The 15,131-nt window shown below is 51.3% G+C and carries 13 protein-coding genes; 2 read left to right on the top strand and 11 right to left on the bottom strand.

Annotation, left to right across the window (positions count from 1 at the left end; translation table 11 throughout):
* Nucleotides 1–50: 50 nt before the first annotated feature.
* From C1A11_RS12545 to C1A11_RS12515, 7 genes are all read right to left on the bottom strand, one after another.
* Entirely contained in the window at nucleotides 51–611 is a 561-nt protein-coding gene (locus C1A11_RS12545) for a hypothetical protein (protein ID WP_102050783.1), read from the bottom strand.
* A gap of 284 nt (nucleotides 612–895) precedes the next feature.
* Complete coding sequence (locus C1A11_RS12540; protein WP_102050782.1) at nucleotides 896–1,267, bottom strand: hypothetical protein; 372 nt, start codon at nucleotides 1,265–1,267, stop codon at nucleotides 896–898.
* Between the two features lie 298 nt (nucleotides 1,268–1,565).
* Nucleotides 1,566–3,311 (bottom strand): NADH-dependent [FeFe] hydrogenase, group A6, encoded by a 1,746-nt coding sequence (locus tag C1A11_RS12535; RefSeq protein ID WP_341458157.1) that lies wholly within the window; start codon nucleotides 3,309–3,311, stop codon nucleotides 1,566–1,568.
* Nucleotides 3,312–3,359: 48 nt separating this feature from the next.
* A complete protein-coding gene (locus C1A11_RS12530) occupies nucleotides 3,360–5,150 on the bottom strand; it encodes an NADH-quinone oxidoreductase subunit NuoF (protein WP_102050780.1) in 1,791 nt (596 codons plus the stop codon).
* Between the two features lie 14 nt (nucleotides 5,151–5,164).
* Nucleotides 5,165–5,548 (bottom strand): (2Fe-2S) ferredoxin domain-containing protein, encoded by a 384-nt coding sequence (locus tag C1A11_RS12525; protein ID WP_242965939.1) that lies wholly within the window; start codon nucleotides 5,546–5,548, stop codon nucleotides 5,165–5,167.
* Nucleotides 5,549–5,560: 12 nt separating this feature from the next.
* Complete coding sequence (locus C1A11_RS12520; RefSeq protein WP_102050779.1) at nucleotides 5,561–6,052, bottom strand: NADH-quinone oxidoreductase subunit NuoE family protein; 492 nt, start codon at nucleotides 6,050–6,052, stop codon at nucleotides 5,561–5,563.
* Nucleotides 6,053–6,547: 495 nt separating this feature from the next.
* Nucleotides 6,548–7,261, bottom strand: coding sequence for a M23 family metallopeptidase (locus C1A11_RS12515; protein WP_102050778.1), 714 nt, complete (start codon nucleotides 7,259–7,261; stop codon nucleotides 6,548–6,550).
* A 190-nt stretch (nucleotides 7,262–7,451) separates the two neighbouring features.
* Between C1A11_RS12515 and C1A11_RS12510 the strand changes: the two genes are divergently transcribed.
* Both C1A11_RS12510 and C1A11_RS12505 read left to right on the top strand, forming a co-directional pair.
* A complete protein-coding gene (locus tag C1A11_RS12510) occupies nucleotides 7,452–8,375 on the top strand; it encodes a carbohydrate kinase family protein (protein ID WP_102050777.1) in 924 nt (307 codons plus the stop codon).
* Nucleotides 8,372–9,292: a pseudouridine-5'-phosphate glycosidase gene (locus C1A11_RS12505; RefSeq protein ID WP_102050776.1), complete on the top strand. Its 921-nt coding sequence runs from the start codon at nucleotides 8,372–8,374 to the stop codon at nucleotides 9,290–9,292. The genes C1A11_RS12510 and C1A11_RS12505 overlap by 4 nt, the downstream gene beginning before the upstream one ends.
* 55 nt (nucleotides 9,293–9,347) lie before the next feature.
* Here C1A11_RS12505 and C1A11_RS12500 read toward each other — a convergent pair whose 3' ends face one another.
* The 4 genes from C1A11_RS12500 to C1A11_RS12485 all read right to left on the bottom strand — a co-directional run bounded on the left by C1A11_RS12500 (nucleotide 9,348) and on the right by C1A11_RS12485 (nucleotide 15,104).
* Complete coding sequence (locus C1A11_RS12500; protein WP_102050775.1) at nucleotides 9,348–12,881, bottom strand: diguanylate cyclase domain-containing protein; 3,534 nt, start codon at nucleotides 12,879–12,881, stop codon at nucleotides 9,348–9,350.
* Between the two features lie 221 nt (nucleotides 12,882–13,102).
* A complete protein-coding gene (locus C1A11_RS12495; protein ID WP_102050774.1) occupies nucleotides 13,103–13,789 on the bottom strand; it encodes a hypothetical protein in 687 nt (228 codons plus the stop codon).
* Entirely contained in the window at nucleotides 13,779–14,219 is a 441-nt protein-coding gene (locus tag C1A11_RS12490) for a phage holin family protein (RefSeq protein WP_180950354.1), read from the bottom strand. The genes C1A11_RS12495 and C1A11_RS12490 overlap by 11 nt, the downstream gene beginning before the upstream one ends.
* A gap of 132 nt (nucleotides 14,220–14,351) precedes the next feature.
* A complete protein-coding gene (locus C1A11_RS12485) occupies nucleotides 14,352–15,104 on the bottom strand; it encodes an N-acetylmuramoyl-L-alanine amidase (protein ID WP_102050772.1) in 753 nt (250 codons plus the stop codon).
* Between the last annotated feature and the right edge of the window lie 27 nt (nucleotides 15,105–15,131).

Genomic DNA, 15,131 nt, shown 5'->3' with positions numbered 1-15,131 from the left:
GTGTTTATTTGAGTTGAAAAAATTCGCTTGGGGAAACGTTACATTGCCAGCTACTTCACCTGTAATACGCTCAACTGTGCATTCAGCAGATTCATTTCTCCTGTTGCAATAGTGTAAAGAGCAAGTGTTTCATTGCTCGCTCCTACTTCTAAGGTCATGCTGCCTGCAATGCTTACCAAAGAGTTGCTGGTATTGGTGGAAATACTGGGATCTTGCTGCACGTTATCAATGAGCAATCCACCCGTTAAGGTACCAAGTTTACCATCGTTAACAAAAGCATTAATGTTATAATTGATTAGATAAATGTGGTTTGCTGCTAACGTAATACTAGAAACCGGTATTGCGCCGACTGAAGCATTTTTTCCGTCTTGTGCTGTAACTTTGTTAAACGGTATCGGCTGCTGTGAATTTTTCAGGTTTTGAGTTTGTCGGCTCGCTGCTAACCCTACAAAATTCGGGGTTGCAGTGCTGTTGTTGCCGCCTGCCCCCACACATGTAAAACACAGCACCAGCAAAGCCAGTACAACCGCCACAATCACCGTAAGGATAACTGGAAGGCAGCTGTTTTTTTGGCAATTTTCGTGATAGCAATCATTATCGTAATTTCTCATGGTTACACCTCCGCATTATGCTATGGAGAGGTGTCGAAAAATGTGATTACCGCAAAAATATTGCAAAGCTGTGCTTTTACTTTTTTTAAAATACATGCCTACTCTTATTTGTTTTTTGTTGCTAATTTGTACAAAATAAAAAATTCAGGCAGCTAATTTTTATCCCCCGAGCATTACCGCTAAGATAGTTTTTGCACTATAAGAAAATGGAGATATCACCACAAATTCTATAAACTTTGGTTGCCACATTACAATATCATCTTTTTTTATCCATCTAAAACGTTCTAAACCAGATTAATCAGTCCCACTGCCCATCCGATGACGAGGAGAACCAGCGCCGGAAAATCTCCGGGGCGAAATTGCCCATTTAGCGGTATGATTGCAGGCTCGCGCCGATTCACCCAAAGCAATGCTGCCGTATAGCTGACTGTAGCGCCCAAAACAAATGCGCTGAACAAATTTGCTCCAACCAGCCAGCGGCGGTGCAACATCAGGCTTGTAACACCACATAACAGCTGGGCTGCCGCGAGAGCAAGGCACCTTCCATATCTTGTAAGCGGCCGGTATTGATTTTCTTCTCTAAATTTGCGATAGAGATTCCATCGCAGTGCTTCCATTCGAAAAGGCAGGCTCCATGCACCTGGTGCTCCGGGCATCGCACTCACTCTCCTTTTTTGCAGCAAAATTCTTATATGTTTCTTTTTGCACAGCACTTGTTTTTTACTTCATTATAGTAAGGGTATAGCCTCATTGTCTATGCGAAAAATGGATTTTCATATTCTTCGGTACGATTATGCCCTAAAGCAAAAAATGCAGGCACGCCCATTAGGGCTTACCTGCATTTTTATGTGGAGTGAGAGATGAAATCTAAAAAATAATATCTGGCCGAATGGCAGTTAAGTCCTCAGGGGAATTGAGTGCGGCCTGCCATTTTATAAGCACGCCTGTTATTCTCTAGAACTCTTTGATACGCTGTTCGTATCCGGTATGCAAAATTTCATGCGCTTTGTGGCTGCCGGGTGCCTGTAAAAACTCGGCATACACCTGCTGCACCAGCGGGTTTTCATGGCTTTTGCGCAATTTCATGCCCGCGTCTTCATTATAAAGCGCAGCGGCACGCAGTGCCTGCAGATCGGTAAAATTGCGCACGTCTGCGTGCTGTACCGGTTGGCCTCCACCATTGACGCAGCCGCCCGGGCAAGCCATAATCTCGATGAAATCGTATTCTTTTTCACCGCGCTTAACAGCCTGTAATACCTTTGCTGCGTTGGCAGTACCACTGGCTACGCAAACGCGTACTTTGCGCTCACCGATGGTGTATTCCGCCTCTTTGATGCCTGCCGTGCCGCGCACGGCAGAAAATTCCGGATTTGCGAGTTCTTTTCCTGTCAGTGTTTCGGCTGCCGTGCGAAGTGCCGCTTCCATTACGCCGCCAGTAGCACCAAAAATATGCGCTGCACCAGAGGCAACACCCATCGCAGGGTCAAACGGCTCATCTGGCAGCTTGTCGAACAGCAAACCAGCACGCTGAATCATATGTGTGAGTTCACGCGTTGTCAGGGCCACATCAACATCCGGCATTTCCGGGCCTGCGGCAAACTCGCCGGGACGGCCGATTTCAAATTTCTTCGCAGTGCAGGGCATTACCGAAACGCAGAAAATCTCCTCTGCCTTTTTGCCGGTACGCTCAGCGTAATACGTTTTAGCCAAGGCACCAAACATCTGCTGCGGGCTTTTGCAGCTGGACAAATTCGGTATAAACTCTGGGAAGAAAGTTTCACAGAACTTGACCCAGCCAGGGCAGCAGCTGGTAATCAGAGGCAGCGTGCCGCCGGTTTTTACACGCTCTAAAAACTCGGTGGCTTCTTCCATAATCGTCATATCGGCAGCAAAGTCGGTATCGTATACACCATCAAAACCAAGTCGGCGCAGCGCTGCTGCCATCTTTTTTTCTACGTTAGTGCCAACCGGCAAACCAAATGCTTCGCCCAAGGTGGCCCGGACAGAAGGCGCGGTCTGTACAATGACATGTTTGGTTGGGTCGCCAATCGCTGCCCATACTTTGTCGGTGTCATCCTTTTCATGCAGCGCGCCGGTAGGGCAGGAAACGATGCACTGTCCACAGTTGATGCAGGCAGATTGTTCTAGCGAAGCATCAAAGCTGCAACCCACATGGGTAGAAAAGCCGCGCTCAGAAACGCCAATGGCACCAATGCCCTGCACTATATTGCAGGTTGCCACGCAGCGGCGGCAAAGGATGCACTTGGAATTGTCGCGCACCATATGTACGGTACTGGTATCCAGCTCGTAGTGGTTCTTTTCTCCCTCAAAAGCCATGCGGTTATCTACGCCGTATTCGCGGCAGAGTTTTTGCAACTCACAGTTGCCGCTGCGACTGCAAACCAGACATTCTTGATTGTGGATGGAAAGAATGAGTTTTAGATTGGTGCGGCGTGCGGCCTGTACCTTTTCGGTGTTAGTAAACACCTCCATGCCCTCCGCAATGGGAAACACGCAGGCTGTCACGAGATTTTTCGCGCCTTTCACCTCGACCACGCAAAGGCGGCAGGCACCTATTTCGTTGATGTCCTTCAAGAAGCAAAGGGTCGGAATGGCGATGCCCGCCGCACGGGCGGCTTCCAGAATGGTAGAACCCGCCGGGGCCCGGCAGGCAACATTATTGATTTTAAGGCCGATCATATCGACCGTTTCAAGCGCAAACTGATCCATTTACCTTCACTTCCTTTCTCAATGGCGGCTGATGGCGTCAAATCGGCATTTTTCAATACAGCCGCCACATTTGATGCATTTTGCAGTGTCGATGGTGTGCGGGTTTTTGGGGCTGCCGACGATTGCGTGTGCCGGGCAGGCACGAGCGCAAGCAGTGCAGCCGTGGCACTTCACCGGGTCGATGGTGTATTGCAGCAATTCACGGCAAACACCGGCCGGGCAATGGCGGTGCACGATATGCTCTACATATTCATCCCGGAAATAGCGCAACGTGGAAAGCACTGGGTTCGGTGCTGTTTGCCCCAGGCCACAAAGGCTATTGGATTTGATAAAAGCCGCCAGCTCTTCAATGCGGTCAAGGTCTTCCATCGTGCCGCGTCCGTCGGTGATTTTGTTCAGCAGCTCGAGCAGGCGTTTGGTGCCGACACGGCATGGGGTGCATTTTCCGCAGGATTCTTCCACTGTGAACTCAAGGAAAAATTTCGCTATATCCACCATGCAGGTGTCTTCGTCCATGACAATCAATCCACCCGAGCCCATCATGGTGCCGATAGAAAGCAGGTTGTCATAATCGATGGGGATATCGATCAGCGAAGCCGGGATGCAGCCGCCCGATGGGCCGCCCGTCTGTGCAGCCTTAAATGCTTTACCGTTAGGGATGCCGCCGCCGATTTCTTCGACAATTTCGCGCAGTGTCGTGCCCATCGGCACCTCAACAAGGCCGGTGTTTTTTATCTTGCCGCCCAGTGCAAACACCTTAGTGCCCTTGCTTTTCTCTGAGCCCATGGCAGAAAACCATTCTGCACCGTTCAAAATAATCGGGCAGATGTTAGCCAGAGTTTCCACATTATTCAGAATTGTGGGAGATTCAAACAATCCCTTTACCGCCGGGAACGGTGGGCGCGGATGCGGCTCGCCGCGTTTACCCTCGATAGAGGTCATAAGCGCGGTTTCTTCGCCGCAGACAAAAGCTCCCGCGCCCAGCTTTATGTGCAGGTTAAATGAAAAATCCGTGCCGAAAATATTTTTGCCCAGCAGCCCGGCACTTTTGGCCTGCTCGATGGCAAGCGTAAGGTGCTTTACCGCGACGGGATATTCTGCACGGACATAGACATAACCGGTGTCTGCGCCGATGGCATAGGCCGCAACCGCCATAGCTTCAATAACAGTGTGCGGATCGCCCTCCAGCACCGAGCGGTCCATAAATGCGCCCGGGTCGCCCTCATCTGCGTTGCAGCAAACGTATTTTTGCACATTGCCCCGATTGCCGGAAGCAAATTTCCATTTTAGACCGGTTGGAAAGCCTGCACCGCCGCGTCCTCTTAATCCGGAGGCCAGCACAGTTTCCACCACTTCGTCGGGGGTCATCCGGGTCAGTGCTTTTTCAAGCGCGGCGTAACCATCGCGCGCTATGTATTCTTCTATACTGCGTGGGTTAATTACACCGCAGTTGCGCAGCGCAACACGCATTTGTTTTTTGTAAAATGCAGTTTCACTCAAACTGCGCACGGTATTGGTCGCTTCATTTTCGTCATACAGCAGGCGGTTTACCTTTTTGCCTTTCAGCAGGTGTTCCGCCACCAGCTCGGCTACATCTTCCAGTTTCACATGGCTGTAAAGTGTGCCTTCTGGAAATACTGCAACGTTGGGACCAGAGCCGCAGATACCAAGACAGCCGCCGCGCAGCACCTGTACCTCCTGCCGCAAACCGGCAAGCTTAATCTGCACCTCAAATTCTTCTGCGATTCTGTCGCTTAGGGTATTACCACAAGTTTGGCCGGAACAGACCATTACATAACTTCTGTACATCCGTCGCCTCCCCCTTACTGCCGGGCGCCGATGGTAAATTCGGCTACCGGGTTGCCACCTTTTAGGTGTTGGTCGACGATGCGTACTGCTTTTTCTGGGGTTACGCGTACATAAGTAGTTTTGGGCTGGCCGGGGATAAACACTTCCACCACCGGCTCAAACTGGCAGATGCCGATGCAGCCGGTGGGCAGCAGCAAAACGTCCTGCATTTTTTGCTGCTGCAACTCTGTTTGCAGTGCATCATAGACCCCTTGCGCACCCGCAGCAATACCGCAGGTAGCAAGGCCGACAACCACGCGGGGATGCCCACCTTCGGCTGGATCCAGCTGGGGCAGTGTGCGGGTACGTACCCGCTGTAAATCGCCCAGGCTTTTGATTTTGGTCTTTTCGCTTTTCATGCCACTGTCCCCCTATTCATATTTCGACAAGATGGCATCCAGCTCATCGCCGGTAAGATTGCCATATACGTCGTCGTTAATCATGATAACCGGTGCCATTCCGCAGCAGCCAAGGCAGCGACAGGCATCTAAGCTAAAACGCCCGTCTTCGGTACAGCCGCCGCCCGCAATGCCCAGCTTTTGTTGAAGCAGCTCATAAATACGTCCGCCGCCTTTGACATAGCAAGCAGTGCCAAGGCAAACGCTGATGCAGTTGCGCCCTTTGGGCACCAAGCTGAACTGAGAGTAAAAGGTAGCAATACCGTAAATTTCGGTTAGGGGCTTATCTAAAGCCCGGGCCACGATACGCTGTGCCTCTACGGGCAGATAACCGTAAAGCTCCTGCGCTTTTTGCAGTGCCGGCAGGGCAAGGCCCTTTTCTTCACGGTGCGCTTGGATCCAGGCTAGCAATTGTTGCTCTTTGGTTTCGCCGCCCCCGCAGCATTCGGGAGATTGTTTATTCATCTTCGCGCCTCTTTTCGTTGCAAAATTATTTTGTGCCCTGGTAGTTTGTCAAAATTGTGACAGGTAGTCAGTTTTATTTACTATGTGCCCCAGTATATCGAAGGTTTTTTTGTTTTGCAATAGATTTCGATTAAGTAGTTTTTTTAACAATTTATTTATAAAACAAAATTTACTCGTTAAAATTCTGCCAATCTTTTTATTATAAATATGTTTCACCTATTTTCAGTGCTTTTTGCGTCACACATGTTTCTTTAATGAAGCAGTTTAGGATAAAGTTTACTTTTGCCAAGTTTTTTCGATAGGTGAAATGCCGCCGCTGCGCAAATTTCTTTTGGGGGCCAATTCATTTTACGAAACAAAAGAAATAAGCCTTGCCAGTTTTTTGCCGCAAAACGCAAAAACAGACGAGCTGTCCTTTCGGGCAGCTCGCCTGTTTTTATCAGATTCCAGAGGCTCGGTGCGGCTTTTGGTTTCTGTTGTCCTTATTTATGTTGCTTATTTCATCAGCGTTTCGGGATCTACCAGAGCGCCGTCTTTCAGCAGCTCAAAGTGCAGGTGCGGCTCCAGTGCCGTTTCTGCGGGAATCTCCCCAAGTGTGCCAAGCAGGTCGCCCTGTTTCAGCAAGGTGCCCTCTTTTACTTTTACATCGGCAGCAAGGCCGCAGTAACGCAGGGTGCCTGCATCACATTGAACCTCAACCACAGTGCCCCACATCGGGTCTTCTTTTACTGCGCTTACGGTACCTGCCATTGCAGCTTTTACCTCTGCACCGGTGTTGGCGGTAATATCCATACCGTTATGGGTGCGCCAATCGCCCAGCGTTTCGTTGTAAACCAGCTCGTCGCCGCTATAAACCGCGGTGACTTGGCCGGCTACTGGCAAGACGAAGGTAGAGGTTTGCGCGGCGGCTCCATTCCCAGTAGCAGCGCCAGTGCCGGACTGTTTTGTAGAGGAGGAAGAGGAAGACGACGCCTTCGGTGACGGAGAGGGCGACGCGGGCAGCACGGGCACTTTGCTCTGCGGTTTGTTTGCCTCCTGTGTTCCCTGTTGCCATGTTGTTCCCCCACTTTCTGCTGACGGATTCTGTGTTTCTAGTTTGCCTACCATGCCGTTGATTGCAACCCCGCTCGCCACGACGGCTGCAAGGACGAGCAAGCCCAGGCTCATGTAAAAGCCTTTACCTTTGAAAAAATTTTTCTTATTTTTCATATTTCGGTTCCTTTCGCGCCGCACCGCGGCTGAATATTGCTGTTTGCTGCTATTGTGGACGAGACTGCCGTGATTTATTCATTTTTCGCTGCCCGGTGCCGCTTGCATTTTTCTTACAAAGATGCTAAAATACTCAATTCAGGCAAACGGCATTTTTTGCCCTTGCCAATAGCGAAAGGAGCAGTCTTTTATGCGATATGTCACTGGCGTCGGCGGCGCAAATATGGACCTGCACGGGCGCTCGAATGCGCCTATCATTATGCGGGATTCTAACCCCGGCCACCTTTACACCTCATTGGGCGGCGTGACCCGGAACATTCTGGACAACCTCAGCCGGCTGGGCATTGCCACAAAACTGTGCAGTGCCGTTGGTACAGATACCTTTGGCGATGCGATTTTAGCAGGATGCGCAAAGCTCGGTATAGATATGCAGCACGTAGAAGTCTGCGAAGGGCAACGTTCCTCTTGCTACCTTTCTATTATGGATGATGAGGGTGACATGCTCGTCGCGATGAGCGATATGAGTGTCATCAAATCGCGCGGGGCAGAATTTATTCTGCAGCGTTTGCCCATCATCAACCAAAGCGAAATTTGCGTTTGCGACACCGACCTTTGCCCTGAAGCACTGGAAGCTCTCGTTTGCAACGCAGCTGTACCTGTATTTATTGACCCTGTATCCACCAGTTATGCACGCACTATGGTTGATTTGGTAGGAAAATTCGACACAATTAAGCCAAATTTGATGGAAATGGAGATTCTCGCTGGCGGCAGTATCCGCGACGAGGCTGATCTTTCCGCTGCCTGTGACACGGTATTGGCAAAAGGCGCTAAGCACCTTTTTGTCAGCCGCGGTGCCGAGGGTATTTATTATAAGGGCACGCTGGGCTGTGTCAGCAAAAAAAGCCGGCCTGTTGCCAGCATCGCCAACGCCACCGGCGCGGGAGATGCCACAATGGCCAGCCTTATTTACAGTCGACTTTCCGGCTTTTCTATCGAAAAGACGGTGTCTTTTGCGCTGGCTGCCGGTATTGCGGCAATCAGCAGCCCCGATACAATCAATCCCGATATGAGCCCTGCGCTCATTCGGCAATATGAAAAGGAGTATGTCTTATGAATCCGATGGACTATCTTTCTATCACCCCTGAAATTCAAAAAGCAATTGCCGCGGGCAAACCCGTGGTTGCGCTGGAAAGCACAATTCTTTCTCATGGCATGCCCTGGCCCGAAAACAAAAGCTTTGCGCACGAAATTGAGGATATCATTCGTGCAGAGGGTGCTGTGCCTGCAACCATCGCCGTCATTGGCGGTAAATTAAAAGTTGGCCTTACCCCCGACGAGCTAGACCTGATGTGCAAAAACGAGAACGTTGCCAAAGCCAGCCGCCGCGACCTGCCCATCTTTTTGACCACTGGGCAGACAGCTGCCACCACCGTTGCTACCACGATGATTGTCGCTGCTATGGCGGGCATTTCTGTGTTTGCTACGGGCGGCATCGGCGGTGTGCACCGCAAAGGCGAAGTTACGATGGACATTTCTGCCGATTTGCAGGAGCTTGCGCACACTCCCGTTACCGTTGTTTGTGCCGGTGCTAAGATGATTCTCGATATCGGCCGTACGCTTGAGTACCTTGAAACCATGGGTGTCCCTGTACTTGGTATGCGCACCTCTGAGTTCCCCTCTTTCTATTGCAAATCCAGCGGATTTGGTGTAGACCACCGTGCCGAAACCGAAACTGAAGTTGCCAAAATCATGGCAAATAAATGGAATGTTGGTCTTACCGGCGGTGTGCTGGTTGGCAACCCGGTACCCGATGAGTACGCACTTGACTTTGGCGAGATGAGCGCTGTGGTAGACCAGGCGCTTGCCGCAGCTGAAACAAAAGGTGTACACGGCAAAGAGATCACTCCGTTTTTGCTTGCTTATATTGCAGAGCATACCCACGGCACCAGTCTCAACACCAATATTCAGCTGGCATACAACAATGCGCGCGTTGCAAGCCGCATTGCAGTAGAGTACGCTAAGTTAAAATAATTGCAGCTTATAAAAAACACCCGCACCATATTTTTCGGTGCGGGTGTTTTTTGTTTTATTGTGTCTTAGTAAACTGTGCGTCAAAACAAACTTCAAAATCCGACACTGGCATGGGGGAATCAAAAAAGTACCCTTGTGCCAAATCGCAGCCAATGTGACGCAGCAGCTCTGCTTCCTGCGCTGTTTCTACACCCTCGCAAACGACAGTGTACTCCATGCTTTTGAGCAATTCTATCATACGGCAAAGAAAATCCAAACCACGTTTGCTTTTTTGGCTGGCAAGAAGCATTGAGCGATCCAGCTTAATCCAGTCCACCGGCAGCTCTGCGAGGAGCGAAATTGCCGTGCAGCCGGTGCCGAAATCATCCATGGCAGTTCCAAAGCCGTGTTTTTGCAGTTGCTCTACTGCGCCATACACTCGTTCCCGATGATTGCTGAATGTATGTTCTGTCAGCTCTAAAATCAGAGTACTCGGGTCAATTTTTGCATGCAGCAGCCGCTTTGCCAATTCGCCTAGTTTTGTCTGTAATAAGGCGGTGCTCGCGCTTGTGTTGACCGAAATCGGGCAAAGAAGCTTGCCCGCGCGGCTGCGCTCTATCAGCCAATCGGTCGCGCGTTCCAGCATATGCAAGTCCAGCTCAGCAATCAGCCCCGCACGCTCCAGCAAAGGCAGAAATTGACCGGGCAAAAAGACTTGGCCCTCTTCGCTGTGCCAGCGAACCAGGGCTTCTGCGCCAACAATGCGACCGGTGCGCAGGTTTATTACTGGCTGCAAATAGGTGCAAATCTCGCCTTTCGCCAGCGCCTTAGGCAGCTTATGGGCGATCTCTTCCGCCTGTCGCAGCTTTGCCTCTAACTGGTCGTTGTAAATTTGGCATCCCATGCTCTGCGTCTTTTCTTTGCGTGCCGCATTGGCGCGGCTAAGTGCAAAAGAAATATCTTTGTCCGTAGAACGCAGGCGATAGATGCCAGAGCGCAGGCTAACCTGCATGCCAGGTACTTCGGCCTGCAGCTCTTTGCAAACTTCCTGCTGCCATTCCTCCAGCTTTTGCTGTAACATCGGCAACGACTGCTCGGTGGGATACAATGCGTAGAAATGGTCACCAAAGGTGCGCGTTACCAATGCATCGGGCATCTGCTTATAAAGCGCCGCAAGCGCCAGCAGCACATTATCGCCTGCGGTATAGCCATAATGCTCGTTTAACTGCTTCATGTTGCAAACATCAGTGCAAACCAGTACATACGCCTCCGTTGCGCCTTTCGAGAGCAACGCTTGCGCCTGTACCTTGAACGCATCATAACTGATTAATTGAGTCAGCGGATCTCGCACCGCGCAGGAAGAATCCATATTTCGCCTTTTTTGATGTTCCTGCTCTGCCATTTGGCTGCCAAGTACCTGCGCAACCGCTAGCAGCAAATTTTTCTCCCGCTCGGTCCACAGCCGGTGCTTTTCGATATTGGTCAGCACCAGCATACCATAGTCTCGCCTGCCACGGCGCAGCGGAAAATAAAGCACCGTCTCAGCGCCGTCCTGCGTTAAAAAAGCTGCCACGGCAGAGGGGACTTCTCGACGGAACACGACAAGCGACTGGTTATTTTCAAACGATTTATGCCAATATTCTATCGCCTGTGGGCGTGCCGGGCCAACCGGTGGCTCGCGGTATTCCGCCACGCCCGGGGCGGTCCATTGCTGCTGAATACTCACGTCGCTGCGCGCAGTGTCCAGCTGGTACAAAAGCACACGGTCAACGTCCATACGGGTGCCGATCAAATGCAATAATCGGCTCCACGCCTTACGCGGTTCGATGGCCTTTTCGTACAGCATTGTGGCGATTGCCGCCAGTCCATCCACTTCGGAGGTGGATTCCTGTCCAAAAATCGCGCAGCGATTCTTTCCGTTTCGCTTGGCGCGGTATTGCGCCTGGTCGGCGTTTGCATATAGCGTACGAACCGTATCGCCCTGCTCCGGCGCAAAGGTAATACCGATGCTGCATGAAATATGTGCGGTATATCCGCCCTCTTCCACCTGAATATCAAGCTCTTCGCCGAGGCGACGGGCGCGGTTCACTACGGTGTCTCTATCATTGATGTCAACCAAAAAAACAGCAAATTCGTCGCCGCCCATACGGCCGATTAAATCTTGCTCGCGGAAGGTCGCCTGCAATTTTTGGGCTACGGTACCAAGCAGCTCGTCCCCGGTAGCATGGCCAAATGTATCGTTAATCTGTTTAAAGTTATCAATGTCCAGCATCAAAAATGCGTGGCGTTTATCTTTGCGGTTTTGCAGCACGTTTTCAACCAGCGCCGCAAAAGAGCTGCGGTTGAGCAGCCCGGTAAGAGGGTCGTGATCTGCACGCTCGCGGATCAGCAGCTCCTCTTTTTTCTTCTTATCAATATCTCGCACATAGAGCACACCGCATATATGTCCATTGTCCTGATCACGAAAAAGATGAATCGTCATCTTCATCCATCCATAAGACTGCGTGCTCAGATTATAGCTGCGATAGTCCAGCTCTATCTCGCGTTCACCGCTTTGCAGCGCCATTTGCAGGTGTCCCAAATCCAGCACCTGCTGCACTCGCCCTCTATCTTCGGGGTGGACGCACTGCTCACACAAAGCAGCCACAAACTCAGTAAACCGCTCGGTTTCGGTGCCGACAACATGTGAGCCGGGTGCTACGAACTGGCGTACAAAGGTATCTGCGGTTACGTCGATATCCACAGTCGTAACAGTGCGCAGGCTAAGTGCCGCACGGTATTGCCGCTCTTGCTGGTAGCGGCGGCGCGTTTCCATCTCGTCCGAAATATCTGTAATAATGCCAACCGCACGCACGGGCTGGTAGCTCTGGTCAAAAATCACCGAAAAGCTGCATTTGCGCCAGCTGTAAATGCCGGTAGTAGTTTTCATACGCAGTGTGTAGTCTACTTGGCTCGCGCCACTCGTCATCTCTCGATACATGGCCCGCGCGGTTTCTTTATCGTCGGGGTGGATATCCGCATTTTGAATTTGAGATTCCGGCACATCATACAAAATGCGATGTACCCCGGTGCTAAGGCCGGTGGAAAGCATCTTTTTCTGGATATCGTACTCCCAGACATCAGCCGAAATGCGGGAAACAGCCAGCATCAACTGCTCCTCCTGTCGGCGCAGTTTGCCTGCAAGCTCACGATAGGGCGTAATGTCCTGCTGCAAAATTGTAACAATCCATTCATCCGCAGTTTCACGCAGTGTTCCTTTACAGTGCACCCAGTGTATTTTGCCGGGCGCCGTTTCAATGCGCAGCTCCATCTCAAGACGGGGCCTTTTTTCTCGAATGGCACGGCGCAGCATAGCAACAGCCATACCGCCATCCTCACCGATGGGCAGACAATCCGGCTGGGCCGCAATCGAGGCCGCAATTTCCTCTTCGGTTTTCCCAAACATCCGGCACAGCGCTTCACTGGCATACAGCAACCTGGCCTTTGCCTGTTCGGGCCCATAAAAGGCGATACAGCACACCCCACCGTCTGCGCAGCCTAAAATATCCTGCAAAAGGTGGTCTGCCGACAATGGCAACTGCGGCAATAAAGTTTCTTTCTCCTGCTGCAATTTGATTCCCCTCACATCCTATGCTTGAAAGAGTGGATAAAGTTTAAAAATAAACCCCTGAAAAAGGGGATAAAGTTTAATTGCAGATATTGCCCTTATCCTAACACAATTTCTTCACTTTTTCAAATAGTATTTGAGGAATCGCTTAATTATCGGAAGAAATGCAGATTTTTACCCAAACGCAAAAAACGTCCAGAGCTTTCTGGACGTTTTTCATCTGGTTAAAACAGCTTGGCATATTGCAGCCGCAAGTCTGATTCTGCTTTTGCCCGATTGCTTTGCTCTGTTGTTAAACCGGCCTGGTACTCGCGTAGCAAAGCCTCTCGCTGCTTTTCTAGGGCTGCCAGTGCATCTGCAAGCTGCCCGGCACGCGTGCTTTCCAAACTTCCGCGCACAGCACCATAATTGTTGGCCAGCCGCGCCGCGGTGGATTCCGCCATGCCGCCATGGATGCCCAGGCTGGAAAGCGTCTGCGGCAGCGCTTCTTTGTTTTTCATATAGCTGATATATGCTTCCTGCAAAGAGCGATCGATGCCTGCATTTACGCCGGCCACTGTTGTTTTATGATTACCTTCCGCCGCGCCTATCGAGGTTTGATAGCTGTTTTCAAGATAAGTGCGCCGGTTTTGGTATGCTTGCTCCAGCTGCGCAATACTGCTGTTCATTTGTGCGGTTAACGCAGCCTGCCGTTGCGCTTTTTCTGCTGCTGCCTGCGTCGCTGCCCTTTCTGCCGCACGCTGGCTGGCGGTTGTTTTCTTGGCACTGGCTTGCGTCGTGAAAGTGGCAGTCGAGATATTGCCGCGGTCCGCCCAGGAAGGGTCTACCCATCCCCCGCTGACATAGCCGCTGTTGCCATACTCCGTTTTAAACTGGTTGCTCTTTTTGCCGCTTAAATTATTATGCTTCATGTTTTTCCTCCTTTGCTCCATCGGCCGGAGCCTGGGGCGATTCGCTGCACATCTGGCCCAACACCTTCGTCAGCCGCTGTGGCACCGGCACCCCGCAGCGGGCTGCATTTTCAAGCAGGCTAATGCCCTCGTTGGCAATATAAAAGCCCAGTACCAAACTGCGCAGCGCACCCCCGGCACCCAGCAGTGCATCAAGGCGGCTTGCAATTGCAGCAATCAGCAAAATCAGTAATTTTTTCAGCAAACCGCGAAATCCCGTGCGGCTTGAAAGCTCGCACCGTACAATGGCTGCCGCCACACCGCTGCAATAATACAGCAGTAAAAACAGCAATAACGCCATCAGCCACGCGTCCGCGCCGCCCCACAGCACGGTGCATAGCCCTGCCGCAGCGGCAGATGCCATTTTAATCACATCCTGCATTCTCTCCATCCATTGCCCTTCCTTTCTTCTCCTCATGGTATGGTGCATTTACTTTTGCAAGACACGCCATACCTTGTAGCTCTTCACATAAACTGTCTTTCATGCCTTTTCTTTTCCACGTTTTCGCTAAACGGGTTGCCGCTAACCTTGCACTGGCACCACAACAAAACAGGAATACCCCGCTTTGCGAAGCTGGTCTGCATAACGCTCTGCTCCTTCTTTTGCCGCAAATGCCCCCACCTGCACCCGATAAAGAGAATCGGGGCTTTTTTCCGGCGGAACTTCGGCGGTGCCCCACAGCTGGGTTAAAACCTGCTGCACTTTTGCCCGCAGGTGTGCCATGCCCCCAGCTGCCCCTGCCCGCAGGTTGGCGGGGCAGTTTTTTTGATAGCTTGAAAAGTGATGGTGTTCAAATATTCGCCCTTCTGCCGATTTCACGCCGCGCCGATACAGCAGCTGTGCCGCCAGCGCTGCGGCATTGTCCACCGCCTGTTGGAAATTCCCGCCCGCATTTACACAAATCTCTATAGCAATCGTTTCGTTATTACCTTTGCCACTGGCGCCATCGCCCGCGTGCCAGGCAACTTCGTCGTCCGGCACTAGGTGAAACGCCTGCTGCGCATCCACGACATAATGGTAGCTGACCTCTCGGTCTTTGCCCCCATTTTGGTTCATGTATACGGCATGGCTTTTTGCATTGGCCGTGGGCGCGGTGTTAGCGGTTTCGTGAATGGTCACACCGCAAAAACCACGCAGTTTTTTGCCGCAACGCGCCTTACTGATTGGCAGCAGCCACTCTTCTACCTGCATTACACACCACCTTTCTCTTGTGCCAAAATCTCGTTTACCTGCGTTTGAGTCAAAAAGCGCGGCACAAATCCATTCAGCTTCCATCCTTCTCTTCCTTTCTTTCTATTCCTA

Origin of the sequence: Pygmaiobacter massiliensis (assembly GCF_900199435.1) — a bacterium.
GTDB lineage: Bacteria > Bacillota > Clostridia > Oscillospirales > Ruminococcaceae > Pygmaiobacter > Pygmaiobacter massiliensis.
The sequence above is the reverse complement of the archived record's forward strand: the minus strand, read 5'-3'. Positions and strand labels throughout refer to the sequence as shown.